Below are 14,669 nucleotides of genomic sequence, written 5' to 3' on the forward strand. Positions count from 1 at the left end.
GCCGGAGCAGAGCGGCGGGGTGGTATGCAGGTCGATCTTGAGACGCAAAGGGTGGATGTGGCCGGCTTGCCACGCTTCCAGCGCGCGGCGTTCCATGCCGGGCGTTTGCAGCGCTGGGGCGGTGGCCTGCTGGGGTTGGCGGTGTTGGGGCTGGTGGCGGCGCTGTTCGTCGATTTGTTCGCCGCGCTGACCCTTTGGCCAGTAGTGCTGGTGAACCTGTCCTGTGCCTTGCTGGTGGTAGTGGCGGGCCTGCAGTCGGCGTGCTGGGTGAGCCGCTGGCGGGAGGACGTGCTGGCGCCAGCCACGCTGGTGGAGACGCCCGAGACGGCGCCTGCCGGGTTCTTCGCTGCCATCCTGGGTGCCCGTGCCCGGCGCCCGTTGCAGCAGATCGGCGCCCCGACCCTGTGGCTCGCTGGCTGGTCGCTGCTGGCCCTGTACTGCCTGGCGCAGGTCTTCAACCTGGCGCTGCCCGCCACGGCCCTGGGCCTGAGCGCCAGTGTCTTCGCCGTGCTGCTGTTGTTGCTGGCTTTCGCCTTGCTGGTGCTGGAGCGCCAGCTGGCCCAGGAGCACCCGAGTGAATGGCCGGAGGCCGGGGCCGTGGCGCAGCTGCTGCGGGTGGCCATCCTGTGCTTGCTGGTGGGCGCCTTGTGCTTGTTGTTCGGCAGCGACAGCGCGCTGTGGCCGGTGCGCTTGGCGGTATTGATGGGCCTGTTGCCGGCGTTGGTGGCCGGCGAGTTGCTGCTACGGGCGCTGTTGTCGTTGTTCAGTCCCCAGCGTGAGGCCCTTGAGCCACGGCTGTTGGCCCATAGCTTCGTTGCCGACTTGTTGCGCTGGCCACCGCAACCGCTGCTCAGCCTGCAAAACGAACTGCACAACCGGTTCGGTATCGATCTGCGCCAGGTCTGGGCCTTTGCCTACATGCGCCGGGCGTTTCTGCCGGTACTGGGGCTGATCCTGGCGGTAGGCTCGTTATTGACCGGGGTTCATGAGATTACGCTGCACAATCGCGGTATTTACGAGCGTTTCGGCAAGCCGGTAACGGTTTTCGGCCCAGGCCTGCACCTGGGTTTGCCCTGGCCCCTGGGGCGGGTGCTGACGGTGGAAAACGGCGTGGTCCATGAGTTGGCCACCAGCGTGGGCGAAACCCCGCAACCGATCGAGCCGGCAGCGGCGGAAGGGCCGGCACCGGCGATTGCCAATCGTTTGTGGGACGCCAGCCACGTGAATGACAAATCCCAGGTGATCGCCAGTGGCGATGACCACCAGCAGAGCTTCCAGATCGTCAACATGGACGTGCGCTTCGTTTACCGCATCGGCCTGGATGACGCAGCAGCGCTGGCAGCGACCTACAACAGCAACGATGTGCCGTCGCTGATCCGCAGTACCGCCAGCCGGGTACTGGTGCACGATTTCGCCTCGCGCACCCTCGATGGCCTGCTGGGCGAAGACCGCACGCGCCTGGCCGAGGATATCGGCCACGCGGTGCAGGCCGATCTGTCCAGGCTCGACAGTGGCGTGGAGATTCTCGCCACCGTGGTCGAGGCCATTCACCCACCGGCTGGTGCAGCCAATGCCTATCACGCTGTACAAGCCGCGCAGATTGGCGCCCAGGCGCTGATTTCCCGGGAGCGTGGAGCCGCGGCTGAACAAACCAACCAGGCGCAATTGCAGGCCAGCGAAGTGAACGATAAGGCGCGGGCCACGGCGCGTGAGATCCAGGCCGAGGCCCAGACGGCCGACCTGCGGTTCGCCGCCGAGCAGAAAGCCTACGCCGGTGCGGGCCAGGCATTCGTCCTGGAACAGTACTTCGGCCAACTGATCCAGGGCCTGGGCAAGGCCCAGTTGTTGATCCTCGATCACCGTCTGGGCGGCGACAGTGCGCCAACCCTCGACTTGCGTACCTTCACCTTGCCCGCCGACCCGCTGGCGCCGCGTAAAGCCGCCCAGCCAGGAGCCGCCCATTGAGCCAGTCTTCCCATACCCATTCCCATGATGCGCATGCCGGTCACGATCACGATCACGATCACGGGCACGGGCACGGTCATCATCATCACCATCATGGTCATCACCACCATCACCATGGTGCACCAGCAGAGGCGGGACCGTTTCCCTGGCGGCGCATGGGCTGGGCGGCGTTGCTGGTGGCATTCGCCCTGGCGGCGGCGAGCCTGGTGCAGGTGCGTTCCGGCGAAGCCACGGTGATCACCCGATTCGGCAACCCGGCCCGGGTCCTGCTGGAGCCGGGGCTGAACTGGCGCTGGCCGGCGCCCTTCGAAGCGGCGATCCCGGTGGACCTGCGCCTGCGTACCACGTCCAGTGGCTTGCAGGATGTAGGGACCCGCGATGGCCTGCGGATCATCGTCCAGGCCTATGTGGCCTGGCGGGTGCAGGGCGACCCGGACAATGTGCAGCGCTTCATGCGGGCGGTGCAGAACCAGCCGGACGAAGCGGCGCGGCAGATTCGCACCTTCGTTGGTTCGGCCCTGGAAACCACCGCCAGCAGCTTCGATCTGGCCGACCTGGTGAACACCGATGCCGGCAAGGTCCGCCTTGGCGATTTCGAAAGTCGGCTGCGCCAGCAGATCGACCAGCAATTGCTGTCCACCTACGGTGTGCGAGTGGTGCAGGTGGGTATCGAGCGCTTGACCCTGCCGTCGGTGACCCTCGCCGCCACGGTGGATCGCATGCGCGCCGAGCGCGAAACCATCGCCACCGAACGCACTGCCGTGGGCAAGCGTGAAGCGGCGCAGATCCGTTCCGCTGCCGAGCGCGATGCACGCATAGTGCAAGCCGACGCCACGGTGAAGGCGGCTGATATAGAAGCGCAATCCAGGGTCGAAGCGGCGCAGATCTACGGCCGTGCCTACGCCAGTTCGCCACAGCTGTATAACCTGCTGCGCTCCCTGGATACCTTGGGCACGGTGGTCAATCCGAGCACTCGCCTGATCCTGCGTACCGATGCCGCGCCGTTCCGGGTGTTGGTGGATGGGCCGCCGAGTTTGCCGAACAAAGCGTCTGGAACGCAGCCATGAACAGCGTTCCACGTGGAACAAATCAATTGGATAGCCCATGGATCCAGGCAGGGCGCCTGGCATTCATCGGCCTGTATGTGGTGACCATCCTCGCTGCATTGGCTTGGGCCTTGTCCAACGTTCGTCAGATCGATCCGCAAGACCGCGCCCTGGTCATGCATTTCGGTGCCCTGGCCCGGGTGCAGAATGCCGGGCTGCTGCTGGCCTGGCCCCGGCCTTTCGAGCAGGTGGTGTTGTTGCCGGCCGCCGACCGGGTACTGGAGCGGCGCATCGAGGGACTGTTGCGCTCCCAAGCCGCAGTGCAAGGAGACCGGGTAGCGACCCTGGCCACGCCGTTGAACGATACCCTGGCCGGCTCGGGCTACCTGCTAACCGGCGACGCCGGCGTGGTGCAGTTGGACGTCCGGGTGTTCTACAAGGTCAGCGATCCTTATGCCTATGTCTTGCAAGGCGAGCATGTGCTGCCGGCCCTGGACCGCCTGGCGACCCGCAGCGCCGTTAGCCTGGCTGCGGCCCGCGACCTGGACACCATCCTGGTGGCACGTCCGGAGTTGCTCGGCAGCGATCACCAGGCCGCCGAACGCCGTGAGCGGCTACGTGGCGATCTGCTCCAGGGGATCAACCAGCGCTTGGCCGAGCTGGCCGCCACTGGCCAGGGCATAGGTATCGAAGCGACCCGGGTCGACGTGCAGTCGAGCCTGCCCGAGCCTGCGGTCAACGCTTTCAATGCCGTGCTGACGGCCAGCCAGCAGGCCGACAAGGCCGTGGCCAACGCGCGTACCGAAGCGGAAAAACTCACCCAGGGCGCTAACCAGCAAGCCGACCGCAGCCTGCAAGTGGCCCACGCCCAGGCCAGCGAGCGCCTGGCCCTGGCCCGGGCGCAGACCTCCACGGTCCAAAGCCTGGCCCAGGAGCAACGCAATGGCAGCGACCCGCAGATGCTGCTGCGCATCTATCGTGAGCGCCTGCCGCAGATTCTGCGCCAGTCGGGCTCGGTGACGACGGTCGATCCCAAAGACGATTCCCGCTTGATCATCCAGGGAGCTGAACGATGACCGCTTCTACCCATGCGGCGCCTGCCAGCATGTTGACCAGCGCTGAACAGCGCAGCGCCGCCCGCCAACTAACCCTGGCCATGCTCGCCCTCGGCTTGCTGGGCCTGGGCCTGGCATGGCGCTGGCTGGCGCCCGAGCAAGTCGGTGTCAGCCAGTTGTTGCTGGGCGTTGCTTCCTTGCTGGTGGCCGTACCTGTGTTGCGTTCGGCCTGGTTCAGCCTGCGCTATCCGAGCCTGCACGGCATCACCGACCAACTGATCGCCCTGGCCATGCTCGGCGCCTGGGCCACGGGAGACCTGCTGACCGCAGCCTTGCTGCCGATCATCATGATCTTCGGCCATGTGCTGGAAGAGCGCAGCGTGATCGGTTCCCAGGAAGCCATCGATGCCCTGGGCCGCCTGACCCGCAGCCAGGCGCGGCAGGTACAGGCCGATGGCAGCGTGCAGGAAGTGGATAACGCCAGCCTCAGGACCGGCGACCTGGTGGAAGTGCGCGCCGGGGACCGGGTGCCTGCCGACGGCGTGGTGGTATCGGGCCAGGCGAGCCTGGACACCGCGCCGATCACCGGCGAATCGGTGCCACTGGAAGCGAGCGTGGGCATGCAGGTATTCGGGGGCGCGATCAATCTCGATGGCCTGCTGCGCCTGGAAGTGACTCGCACCGGCGAGGAGTCGACCCTGGGCAAGGTGATCGCCCTGATGCAGAACGCCGAACGCGCTAAGCCGCCGATTACCCGCCTGCTGGAACGCTATGCCGGCAGCTACCTGGTGCTGGTGCTGCTGCTGGCGGCGGTGACCTGGTTCATTACCAACGATGCCCAGGCCATGCTCGCCGTACTGGTGGCGGCTTGCCCTTGTGCGTTGGTGCTTTCGGCACCGGCCACCGCCATTGCCGGGATCGCCGTGGCGGCGCGGCACGGCATCCTGATTCGCAGCTCGGCGTTTCTCGAAGAGCTGGCGGACCTGACGTCCCTGGTGGTGGACAAGACCGGCACCCTGACCTTCGGCACCCTGCGCTTGCAAGCGCTGGACACCCCCCTGGAGGACCGTCGGACACTGCTCAGCCTTGCCGCCAGCCTCGGCGCGGCCAGCAGTCACCCGGTCAGCCGGGCGCTGGCAGCACTGGTGCCGCCAGAGCAGCAGTGGACCCTTGGGGATATTCATGAGCGCCAGGGCCTGGGGGTGGTCGCGCGCACCGACGAAGGCCAGGCGGCCCTGGGCCGGCCCGAACTGTTCATCCAGTTGGGGATCGACACCAGTCCGGTGCCGACCCATGACGGGCCGATCGCCGGGTTGGCGCTCAATGGTGAGTTCCTCGGTTGGCTGTTGTTGGCCGACAGCGTCAAGCCCGAAGCGGCCCAGGCCCTGCAAGAACTGCGGGAGTTGGGGTTGGGCCGCCAGTTGTTGCTCACCGGCGACCGGCAAAGCGTGGCGGACAGCCTGGCGCGGGAGGTGGGCATCAGCGATGTCGAGGCCCAGGCTCTGCCCCAGGGCAAGCTCGAGCGTGTGCTGGGAGAGATCGACAAGGGCTTCCGACCCATGGTGGTCGGCGACGGTATCAACGATTCCCTGGCTCTCAAGGCTGGGGTCGTGGGGGTGGCCATGGGAGCAGGCGGTGCCGATATCGCCCTGGCCTCGGCCGACGTGGTGCTGATCGGCAGTGACTTGCGACGCCTGGGCACCTGCGTGCGCTTGAGCCGTGAATGCCGGCGTACCTTGCAGGCCAATGTGGTCATCGGCCTGGGCTGGACCCTGGCCATCGTCGCCTTCGCCGCATTCGGCTGGCTGGGAGCCGCGGGGGCGATGATCGCCGCCGTGCTGCACAACCTCAGCACCTTGCTGGTGCTGGGCAATGCCGGGCGCTTGCTGCGTTTCCAGGAGCCCCTGGCCAAGTCCTGACCAGGCGGCATTTGTTTTTATCCCGGCTGTAACGCCGGGAGCCTTCCTTTCTCTAGTGACATGACGGGGCTGCCCAGGCCGCCCCGGCACCACCCTTGCGATCGACTACTAGAGGAAACCCAAGATGAACATGAAGAAAACCGCTGCCGGCGCCGCCCTGGCTTTCGCTGCTGCTGGCTTGTTCGCCGGCGTCGCCACCCAGGCGATGGCTGCCGATGCCCAGGTGCACTGCTACGGCGTCAACGGTTGCAAAGGCCAGAACGACTGCAAGACCAAGGACCATGCCTGCAAGGGCATGGGCGCCTGCAAGGGCCAGGGCTTCAAGGTCATGACCCAGGCGGCCTGTGACAAGGCTGGCGGCAAGGTCGGCGAGTAAACGGCGATCGAGTGCTGCCGCGGTGGGGACGCCCGCTGCGGCCACTCGGCGAGGAGTTGGCGATGTCCGATGTTCCTTCTTGCCTGGGTTATGGCCTGGGCCTGCGCAGTGCCTATTACCAGCAGATCCTCGATGAGCACCCAGCGGTGGACTGGTTCGAGGTGGTGTCCGAGAACTTCATGGTCCAGGGCGGCAAGGCCCTGTATTACCTGGATGCCATCGCCGAGCGCTACCCCATCGTGATGCACGGGGTGTCGTTGTCCATCGGCGGCCCCCACTCCCTGGACCACGATTACCTGGCGCAGCTCAAGACGCTGGCCGGGCGAGTACGTCCTGCCTGGATTTCCGACCATCTGTGCTGGAGCCGGGGCAATGCCCATCACCTGCACGACCTGTTGCCGTTGCCCTATACCGAGGAAAGCCTGCACTACGTGGCCGGCCGGGTGCGTGAGGTGCAGGAGGTGCTGGAGCGGCCGTTGGTGCTGGAGAACGTCTCCAGTTATGTGCGGGCCGCGAACGACGAATTCAGCGAGTGGCAATTCCTCTCGGCCTTGAGCCAGCTCAGTGGCTGCGAGCTGCTGCTGGACGTGAACAATGTCTATGTCAGCTCGCGCAACCATGGTTTCGATCCCTGGCAGTTCATCAGGGGGCTGCCGCCCAAGCGAATACGCCAACTGCACCTGGCCGGCCACCAGGACCATGGCGACTACGTGATCGATACCCACGACCAACCAGTGTGCGATCCGGTCTGGGCGCTGTACCAGCGCACCCTCGAACACCTGGGGCCGGTGGCGACATTGCTGGAGCGTGACGATCAGTTGCCGCCGCTTGAGCAGTTGCTCGCCGAACTGGGTAAGGCCCGGGAGTTGGGGCAGCAGGCCCTGGCCGGGAGGCAGCGATGCGCCTGAACGATTGGCAGCGGGCTTTCGAGCGCTATCTGCTGGGCGGGCAGCCAGTGGCCGAACAAGGGTTGCAGCGCAGCCTGGTGGGTGGGCCGAGCCTGGATGTCGCCAGCGGCCTGGCGATCTACCACCACGCCTATCGGGCCCGACTGCAGGAGGTAATGGATAGCGACTTCCCCAGCATCCGCCACGGGCTCGGCGACCAGCAATTCAGCGTTCTGGTCGCTGCCTACCTGGAGCGTTCGCCGTCCCGGCATTTCAGCCTGCGCTGGCTGGGGCAGGGGTTCGCCGACTTTCTCCAGGAGCATCTGCCGGCCGAGCAGGGCCTGCCCCTGGCCGAGCTGGCGCGCCTGGAATGGGCCTTCACCCTGGCGTTCGATGCCCCTGAAGCGGCGGTGCTGGATGTAGCGGCCATGGCGGCCCTGGTGCCGGAACAATGGCCCGGTTTGCAATTGCGCCTGGCGCCATGCGTGCAGTGGCTGGCGCTGCGCTACAACAGCCTGGCGCAGTGGCGGGCGGTCAAGGACCGGGCGGATTTCCCCCTGCCTGCTTTACTTGAACAAGAGCAGGTTTGCCTGGTGTGGCGTGCGCAGCGGATCTGCCGGTATCGCAGCCTGGCAACTGACGAGGCCTGGGCATTGCGGGGCATGAGCGCAGGGCAGTGGAGTTTCGCGGAACTCTGTGCCGAGCTGGCCGTCACTTATGAAGAGGGAGCCCCATTGCAGGCGGTGTGCTGGCTGAAACAGTGGGTCGAGGATGGCTTGGTGCAGCACAGCTGATCATAGAAAACCGCTATCAGATCGATAGCCTGCTAATTTTCAGGGATGGTCTACCCTCATTCCAGACGTCTGAACAAGGGGGGATTTTCCATGCTCGCGCAACTTCCACCGGCCTTACAGAATCTGCAATTGCCCTTGCGGCTGCGACTTTGGGACGGCCATGAGTTCAATCTCGGGCCCGAGCCCAACGTCACCATCGTGGTCAAGGACCCACAGCTGGTCGCACAGCTCACCCACCCAAGCCTGGACGCGCTGGGGGGCGCGTTCGTCGAGGGCAAGCTGGAGCTCGAAGGCTCCATCAGCGAGGTCATCCGGGTCTGCGACGAACTGAGCCAGGCCCTGCTGGATGACGACGAAGGCGACCAGCCCGTGCGTTCGCTGCACGACAAGGCCACCGATGCCGCCGCCATTTCCTACCATTACGACCTGTCCAATGCCTTCTACCAGCTCTGGCTGGATAGCGACATGGCGTATTCCTGTGCCTACTTCGAGACCGGCAGCGAGACCCTGGAGCAAGCCCAGCAGGCCAAGTTCCGCCACCTGTGCCGCAAGCTGCGGCTGCAACCGGGCGACTACCTGCTGGACGTCGGCTGTGGCTGGGGCGGGCTGGCCCGCTATGCTGCCCGCGAGTTCGGCGCCAAGGTCTTCGGCATCACCCTGAGCAAGGAACAACTGGCCCTGGGCCGTGAGCGGGTCAAGGCCGAGGGCCTGGAAGAGCTGGTGGAACTGCAATTGCTGGACTACCGCGACCTGCCCCAGGATGGCCGCTTCGACAAGGTGGTCAGTGTCGGCATGTTCGAACACGTAGGCCACGCCAACCTGCCGGAGTACTGCCGGACCCTGTTCGGCGCCGTGCGTGAAGGCGGCCTGGTGATGAACCACGGGATCACCGCCAAGCACACCGACGGCCGCCCCGTTGGCCGGGGAGCAGGGGACTTCATCGAGCGTTATGTCTTCCCCAACGGCGAGCTGCCGCACCTGTCGATGATCTCCGCACAGATCAGCGAGGCCGGGTTGGAAATCGTCGATGTGGAAAGCCTGCGCATGCATTACGCGCGCACCCTGGATCACTGGAGCGAGCGCCTGGAGGACAACCTGGAGGCCGCGGCCAAGCAAGTGCCGGAGCAGGCGCTGCGGATCTGGCGGGTGTACCTGGCAGGTTGCGCCTACGCCTTCGCCAAGGGCTGGATCAACCTGCACCAGATCCTTGCGGTCAAAGCCCACGCCGATGGCAGCCATGAACTGCCATGGACCCGCGACGACCTCTACAACCCATAAGGGCCGTCTTCACAGGATCGGGGAAATCAGCCGCGCGACCCGCATGCCCAGTTGTTGCAGGCGGTGGGTCTGGCGGCTTTCTTCCTTGGCCACTTCCCGCGCCCTGGCGAAGTCGGCTTCCAGCATGTCCTGCACCTGAGTGGCGAAGCCTTCGTCCACGGTCAGCAGCATCACTTCAAAATTCAGCCGGAACGAACGGTTATCCAGGTTGGCGCTGCCGATGGCGCTGATCTCGTTGTCGATCAACACCACTTTCTGGTGCAGGAAGCCGGGCTGGTAGCGGAACACCCGCACTCCGGCGCGCACCGCCTCGAAGGCGTACAGGCTGGAAGCGGCATAGACGATGCGATGATCCGGGCGTGCCGGCAGCAGGATGCGCACATCCACATCGCGCAATACCGCCAGGCGCAGGGCGGCGAACACCGCTTCATCGGGTATGAAATACGGACTGGTGATCCACACCCGCTCGGTGGCGGCGTGGATCGCCTCGACGAAGAACAGCGAGCAGGCTTCGTAGGCGTCGGCCGGGCCGCTGGCCAGCACCTGGCAGAGCACGCCGCCGTCGGGATAGGTGTCCGGCAGGATCAGCGGTGGCAGCTCGCGGGTGGCCCAGAACCAGTCTTCGGCGAATGACTCCTGCAGGCAGGCCACCACCGGGCCGCCGACCTGCACATGGGTATCGCGCCAGGGCGCCAGGGGCGGCTTCAGGCCCAGGTACTCGTCGCCCACGTTATGCCCGCCGACGAAACCCAGCATGCCGTCCACCACCACGATCTTGCGATGGTTGCGGAAGTTGACCTGGAAGCGGTTGAGCCAGCCGCTGCGGGTGGCGAAGGCGTGTACCTGGACTCCAGCGTCGCGCAGGGCCTGCACATAGCTGGCCGGTAGCGAGTGACTGCCGATGCGGTCGAACAGCAGGTGGATCGTCACGCCTTCCCGGGCCTTCTCCAGCAACAGGCGCTGCAGGCGCCGGCCCAGTTCGTCGTCATGGATGATGAAGAACTGGATCAGCACCGCCTTGTGGGCGCGGCGGATGGCATTGAAGATCGCCTCGAAGGTGGCATCGCCGTTGACCAGCAGCCGCACCTGGTTATTGGCCAGGCAGGGCATGCGCCCCAGCTTGGGCATGGCCCGCAGTGCGGCGTAGGCCTTGGACGCGCGGGCAGTGAGGGCTTCTTCGACCCAGGGCCGCCAGTTCAGGTCGTTGATGGCCTTGTGCATTTCCACGTTGGCCTGGCGCCGCGCCTGGATGTAGGCATCGAAAGTACTGCGGCCGAATACCAGGTAGGGAATCAGCGTCAGGTAGGGCATGAACAGTAGCGACAGGGCCCAGGCGATGGCGCCTTGGGCGGTGCGGACCGTGAGCACTGCATGGATTGCGGCGATCAGCCCGAGAAAATGCAGCAGTGCGATGAGATAACCGAAAGGGTGTGGGCCAAAATAATCCATGGGGCAGCCATGCTCCTGAAGATTCGATGCCGGGGTATCCGTTAACAGACCACGATCCTGGGCGAATGTCGCTATTTTCTTGCCCATGCAACGCCGGGCCCTGGCCGAAGTCTAACGGCCACTATTGTCTAGGAGTCATTCGATGAAACTTCGTTTACTGGGTTGGGCCTTGGCTGCGGGGTTGGCGCTGCCGGTGGTGGCGCAGGCGCAGGTGCTGCAGCCGGGCTTGTGGGAGCTGACCAGCAGCAACATGAAGATCGATGACCAGAACCTGCCGGACCTGTCGCTGATCCTCGGCCAGTTGCAGCAACAGATGACCCCGCAGCAGCGGGCCATGCTGGAAAAGCAGGGCGTGACCATGGGCGGCAAGGGTATTCGCGTTTGCCTGACCCCGGAGCAGGTGAAGTCCGACACCATCCCGCTGCAGGACCCGCAATCGGGTTGCCAGCAGCAAGTCACCGAGCGCAACGGCAACCAATGGAAGTTTCGCTTCAGCTGTCCCAAGGCCCAGGGCAGTGGCGTGGCGAAGTTCATCAGCGACCGTGAATTCACCACCAACGTGATCGGCACCTTCAACGCTACCGGCATGCAGCAGAAAGGCAGCATGGATACCCGTGCAGTGTGGCTCGGCCAGGATTGCGGCACGGTCAAGCCGCGCGCTTCCTGAGCCCAGGGCAGGGCGGCTAGCGGGTGAAGCGCAGGGGCAAGCCCTGGCAATCCTCGTTCAAGCGGCCCTGGTGCCAGGCCAGCTGCCCGGAGACCAGGGTGGTACTCACGCTATGCCGCCAGCGCTGGCCACTGAAGGGCGTCCAGCCGCAGCGGGCCAGGATCGGTTGCTCGTCCACCGCCTGGCCTGACGGTTCCGGGCGAACCAGCACCAGGTCGGCCCAGTAGCCTTCTCGCAAGTAGCCACGGTCGGGAATGGCGAACAGGTCGGCTACCCGGTGGCTGGTCTTTTCCACCAGGGTGGTCAGCGGCAGCACGCCGTCGGCCACCAGCTCCAGCAGCGCTGGCAGCGCGTGTTGCACCAGTGGCAGCCCGGCTGGGGCGCGGGTGTAGGGCAGTTGCTTCTGCGCCCAGGTGTGGGGCGCATGGTCGGTGCCGATGACATCCAGGCGCTGGCTGTTCAGGGCCTGGCGCAGGGCGTCGCGGTCAGCCTGGGACTTGATTGCCGGGTTGCATTTGATCAGGTGCCCCAGGCGTGAGTAGTCCCGGTCATCGAACAACAAGTGATGCACGCAGACTTCGGCGGTGATGCGTTTTTGTGCCAGGGGCCGGTCCTCGAACAGCGCCAGCTCCCGGGCGCTGGTCAGGTGCAGCACATGCAGGCGGGTGCCGTGGCGCCTGGCCAGGGCCACGGCCATGGATGAGGAGCGATAACAGGCATCGGCGTCGCGGATGCGTGGATGGGCGGCGGCGGGAATCTGTTCGCCATACAACTGCTGCCAGCGTTGCTGGCGGACCTGGATGCTCGGCGTGTGTTCGCAGTGGGCCAGGAGAATGGTCGGCACCTGGCTAAACAACCGATCCAGCACCTGGGGGTCGTCCACCAGCATGTTGCCGGTGGAAGCGCCCATGAACACCTTGACCCCAGCTACGGTAGTGGGATCGAGGGCGGCGATGATGTCGAGGTTGTCGTTGCTGACCCCGAAGTGAAAACCGTAGTTGGCCACCGAGTGTTTGGCCGCGCGGCGTTGCTTGTCTTCCAGCGCCTCGAGGGTCAGGGTTGCGGGCGAGGTGTTGGGCATGTCCATGAAGCTGGTGATGCCGCCGGCCACCGCCGCCCGTGACTCGCTGTGCAAGCTGCCCTTGTCCGGCGCGCCGGGTTCGCGAAAGTGCACCTGGTCATCGATCATGCCCGGCAGCAGCCACTGGCCCTGGGCGTCGATCTCCAGCTCGGCGCTCAGGTGGTCGAGGCTGCCGATGGTTTCGATGCGACCGTTGTGCACCAGCAGGTCGGCCTCGAACTGTCGGCCCTCGTTCACCAGGCGGGCGTTGCGGATGAGGATTCGGCCCATGTTCAAAACTCGTTCTGCAGGGCCTTGTAGCCACGCACCAGGTCGACGTTGGTACGCGCCACGTCCTCGGAAAACTCCGAGGCGCTGACGCTCACCGGGGGAAACTGCCCGAGGTCGGTCTTGGGCCCGATACGGGTGGTGGAGGGTACGTAGAAACCCTGGGGCAGGTCGCGTCCGTCCACCACCGAGTTGTGGCGCACTACGCTGCCGTCGCCGACCACGCAGTTGAACAGCACGCTGTTGAAACCGATGAACACCCGATCACCGACCACGCATGGACCGTGGACGATGGAGCGGTGGGCGATGGAGCTGTACTGGCCGATGGTCACCGCCGCGCCGGATTTGGAATGGATCACCACGCCGTCCTGGATGTTCGAATTGGCGCCGATGGTGATGGCTTCCATCTGGCCGTCGGCGTCCACCTCGTCGGCGCGGATCACGGCATAGGGGCCGACGAAGACGTTCTCGCCGATCACCACCTTGCCGCAGATGATGGCGGTCTTGTCCACGTAGGCGGATTCGGCGATCACCGGCAGGTCGCCGGACGGGTTCTTACGGATCATGGCGCGGGTCCTTCAAGGGAGAACTGATGACTTCCACCGCGCCATCGCGAATGGCGTTGTAGAAACAGTTGGGGCGCCCGGTATGGCAGGCCGGCCCGCTCTGTTGCACCCGCAACAGCACGGCATCGCCGTCGCAATCCAGGCGAGCCTCCACCAGGCGCTGGCGATGCCCGGAACTCTCGCCCTTGCGCCACAGGCAGCGGCGCGAACGCGACCAGTAGCAGACCTGGCCGCTGGCCAGGGTCTGGGCCAGGGCTTGGCGATTCATCCAGGCCAGCATCAGCACGGCGCCGCTGTCGTGGCATTGGGCGATGGCGGCGATCAGGCCGTCGGCGTTCCAGGGCAGGGCATCGAGCACATCGGCCAATGGCCAGCGGCTGCCCCGGGGTGCAGCTTCCAGGTCCAGCAGCGATAGCGGTGGCGTCGGGTTCATGGCTGGCTCAGGGCCTGGTACAGGGTGTCGAGATTGGCCTGGAACAGGCCGGTGAAGGTGCTCGCCGGGCCACTGGCGGCCAGCGCATCGGAATACAAGGTGCCGCCGATGCGCGCGCCGCTTTCTGCGGCGATCTGCTTGAGCAGGCGCGCGTCCTTGATGTTCTCCATGAATACCGCCTTGACCTTGGCTGCGCGGATCTGGGTGATCAGTGCGGCGACTTCCGCCGCCGAGGGCTCGCGCTCGGTGGACAGGCCCTGGGGTGCGAGGAACTCGATACCGTAGGCCTGGCCCAGGTAACCGAAGGCATCGTGGGAGGTGACGATCCGCCGATTGCCCGGCGGCAGGGCGCCGAGCTTGGCCTTGGCTTCGACCAGCAGCTGGTAGATGCGCTTGAGGTAGGCCTGGCTGTTGCGTTCGTAGTCGCTGCGATGGGCCGGGTCGGCGGCGATCAGCGCCTTGGTGATGTTGTTCATATAAAGTTCGCTGTTGGCCAAGTTGTGCCAGGCGTGAGGGTCGGGGATTTTCTCGCCGTCTTCTTCCAGGCTGCGCGGGATCACGCCACGGCTGGCGGTAATCACGGTGGCCGGGGTAGCGGTACTGGCGACCAGGCGATCGAGCCAGGGTTCGAAGCCCAGGCCGTTCTTGATGATGAGCCGGGCACCGAGCAGGGCCTTGGCATCGTCCGGCGTGGGTTCATAGGTGTGGGCGTCTTCGTCGGCACCCACCAGGTTGCTGATCCGTACATGCTCGCCACCGACCTCGCGGGTCATGTCGGCGAGAATGCTGAAACTGGTGACCACGGCAATTTTGTCCGCCGCCTGGGCACTGGATAAGCACAGGGAGAGCAGCAGGCTGGACAGCACGAGTAGGGCGCGCATCGGCA

The 14,669-nt window shown here is 65.5% G+C and carries 14 protein-coding genes; 9 read left to right on the plus strand and 5 right to left on the minus strand.

The genetic code is table 11. From position 1 onward, the window contains the following. Window positions 1-24 precede the first annotated feature (24 nt). The 8 genes from hflK (CAG11_RS00840) (at window position 25) to cfaB (ending at window position 9,320) form a co-directional block, all read left to right on the plus strand. Window positions 25-1,965: a protease modulator HflK gene (gene hflK, locus CAG11_RS00840; RefSeq protein ID WP_085594028.1), complete on the plus strand. Its 1,941-nt coding sequence runs from the start codon at window positions 25-27 to the stop codon at window positions 1,963-1,965. Then, entirely contained in the window at window positions 1,962-3,032 is a 1,071-nt protein-coding gene (gene hflC / locus CAG11_RS00845; protein WP_085594030.1) for a protease modulator HflC, read from the plus strand. The genes hflK (CAG11_RS00840) and hflC overlap by 4 nt, the downstream gene beginning before the upstream one ends. Then, window positions 3,029-4,087 (plus strand): protease modulator HflK, encoded by a 1,059-nt coding sequence (hflK, locus tag CAG11_RS00850; RefSeq protein WP_085594032.1) that lies wholly within the window; start codon window positions 3,029-3,031, stop codon window positions 4,085-4,087. Before hflC ends, hflK (CAG11_RS00850) begins: the two co-directional genes overlap by 4 nt. Continuing rightward, window positions 4,084-5,985, plus strand: a complete 1,902-nt coding sequence (locus CAG11_RS00855; RefSeq protein WP_085594034.1) for a heavy metal translocating P-type ATPase — start codon at window positions 4,084-4,086, stop codon at window positions 5,983-5,985. Before hflK (CAG11_RS00850) ends, CAG11_RS00855 begins: the two co-directional genes overlap by 4 nt. A gap of 124 nt (window positions 5,986-6,109) precedes the next feature. Further along, window positions 6,110-6,361, plus strand: coding sequence for a hypothetical protein (locus CAG11_RS00860; protein ID WP_085594036.1), 252 nt, complete (start codon window positions 6,110-6,112; stop codon window positions 6,359-6,361). Window positions 6,362-6,423: 62 nt separating this feature from the next. Further along, window positions 6,424-7,269: a DUF692 domain-containing protein gene (locus CAG11_RS00865; RefSeq protein WP_085594039.1), complete on the plus strand. Its 846-nt coding sequence runs from the start codon at window positions 6,424-6,426 to the stop codon at window positions 7,267-7,269. Beyond that, window positions 7,260-8,042 carry a putative DNA-binding domain-containing protein gene (locus tag CAG11_RS00870; RefSeq protein WP_085594041.1) on the plus strand — a complete coding sequence of 261 codons (783 nt, stop codon included), beginning with the start codon at window positions 7,260-7,262 and terminating at the stop codon, window positions 8,040-8,042. Before CAG11_RS00865 ends, CAG11_RS00870 begins: the two co-directional genes overlap by 10 nt. Before the next feature lie 90 nt (window positions 8,043-8,132). Continuing rightward, on the plus strand, window positions 8,133-9,320 hold the full coding sequence (cfaB, locus tag CAG11_RS00875; RefSeq protein ID WP_085594043.1) for a C17 cyclopropane fatty acid synthase CfaB: 1,188 nt from the start codon (window positions 8,133-8,135) through the stop codon (window positions 9,318-9,320). 9 nt (window positions 9,321-9,329) lie between these two features. Here cfaB and cls read toward each other — a convergent pair whose 3' ends face one another. After that, window positions 9,330-10,769, minus strand: a complete 1,440-nt coding sequence (cls, locus tag CAG11_RS00880) for a cardiolipin synthase (RefSeq protein WP_085594045.1) — start codon at window positions 10,767-10,769, stop codon at window positions 9,330-9,332. A 142-nt stretch (window positions 10,770-10,911) separates the two neighbouring features. Between cls and CAG11_RS00885 the strand changes: the two genes are divergently transcribed. Continuing rightward, on the plus strand, window positions 10,912-11,436 hold the full coding sequence (locus CAG11_RS00885) for a DUF3617 domain-containing protein (protein WP_022641960.1): 525 nt from the start codon (window positions 10,912-10,914) through the stop codon (window positions 11,434-11,436). Window positions 11,437-11,452: 16 nt separating this feature from the next. Here CAG11_RS00885 and CAG11_RS00890 read toward each other — a convergent pair whose 3' ends face one another. Genes CAG11_RS00890 through CAG11_RS00905 form a run of 4 tightly spaced genes read right to left on the minus strand, consistent with a single transcriptional unit; the run spans window position 11,453 to window position 14,664 of the window. Next, on the minus strand, window positions 11,453-12,787 hold the full coding sequence (locus CAG11_RS00890) for a dihydroorotase (protein WP_085594047.1): 1,335 nt from the start codon (window positions 12,785-12,787) through the stop codon (window positions 11,453-11,455). A gap of 2 nt (window positions 12,788-12,789) precedes the next feature. After that, complete coding sequence (locus tag CAG11_RS00895) at window positions 12,790-13,350, minus strand: carbonate dehydratase (protein ID WP_022641958.1); 561 nt, start codon at window positions 13,348-13,350, stop codon at window positions 12,790-12,792. Then, window positions 13,340-13,783 (minus strand): phosphoribosyl-AMP cyclohydrolase, encoded by a 444-nt coding sequence (hisI, locus tag CAG11_RS00900; RefSeq protein WP_085594049.1) that lies wholly within the window; start codon window positions 13,781-13,783, stop codon window positions 13,340-13,342. The genes CAG11_RS00895 and hisI overlap by 11 nt, the downstream gene beginning before the upstream one ends. Beyond that, window positions 13,780-14,664 (minus strand): metal ABC transporter substrate-binding protein, encoded by an 885-nt coding sequence (locus CAG11_RS00905; RefSeq protein WP_085594051.1) that lies wholly within the window; start codon window positions 14,662-14,664, stop codon window positions 13,780-13,782. The genes hisI and CAG11_RS00905 overlap by 4 nt, the downstream gene beginning before the upstream one ends. Window positions 14,665-14,669 lie beyond the last annotated feature (5 nt).

It is taken from the genome of Pseudomonas sp. B6(2017), assembly GCF_002112765.1.
In the GTDB taxonomy this organism is placed as follows: domain Bacteria; phylum Pseudomonadota; class Gammaproteobacteria; order Pseudomonadales; family Pseudomonadaceae; genus Aquipseudomonas; species Aquipseudomonas piscis.

What these genes read in the sequence shown, in the direction of transcription:
- CAG11_RS00890 (WP_085594047.1), bottom strand. Translation starts at nt 12,787, where the DNA reads ATGGGCCGAATCCTCATCCGCAACGCCCGCCTGGTGAACGAGGGCCGA.
- CAG11_RS00855 (WP_085594034.1), top strand. Translation starts at nt 4,084, where the DNA reads ATGACCGCTTCTACCCATGCGGCGCCTGCCAGCATGTTGACCAGCGCT.
- CAG11_RS00870 (WP_085594041.1), top strand. Translation starts at nt 7,260, where the DNA reads ATGCGCCTGAACGATTGGCAGCGGGCTTTCGAGCGCTATCTGCTGGGC.
- CAG11_RS00865 (WP_085594039.1), top strand. Translation starts at nt 6,424, where the DNA reads ATGTCCGATGTTCCTTCTTGCCTGGGTTATGGCCTGGGCCTGCGCAGT.
- CAG11_RS00860 (WP_085594036.1), top strand. Translation starts at nt 6,110, where the DNA reads ATGAACATGAAGAAAACCGCTGCCGGCGCCGCCCTGGCTTTCGCTGCT.
- hisI (WP_085594049.1), bottom strand. Translation starts at nt 13,783, where the DNA reads ATGAACCCGACGCCACCGCTATCGCTGCTGGACCTGGAAGCTGCACCC.
- cls (WP_085594045.1), bottom strand. Translation starts at nt 10,769, where the DNA reads ATGGATTATTTTGGCCCACACCCTTTCGGTTATCTCATCGCACTGCTG.
- hflK (WP_085594028.1), top strand. Translation starts at nt 25, where the DNA reads ATGCAGGTCGATCTTGAGACGCAAAGGGTGGATGTGGCCGGCTTGCCA.
- CAG11_RS00885 (WP_022641960.1), top strand. Translation starts at nt 10,912, where the DNA reads ATGAAACTTCGTTTACTGGGTTGGGCCTTGGCTGCGGGGTTGGCGCTG.
- cfaB (WP_085594043.1), top strand. Translation starts at nt 8,133, where the DNA reads ATGCTCGCGCAACTTCCACCGGCCTTACAGAATCTGCAATTGCCCTTG.
- CAG11_RS00895 (WP_022641958.1), bottom strand. Translation starts at nt 13,350, where the DNA reads ATGATCCGTAAGAACCCGTCCGGCGACCTGCCGGTGATCGCCGAATCC.
- hflK (WP_085594032.1), top strand. Translation starts at nt 3,029, where the DNA reads ATGAACAGCGTTCCACGTGGAACAAATCAATTGGATAGCCCATGGATC.
- CAG11_RS00905 (WP_085594051.1), bottom strand. Translation starts at nt 14,664, where the DNA reads ATGCGCGCCCTACTCGTGCTGTCCAGCCTGCTGCTCTCCCTGTGCTTA.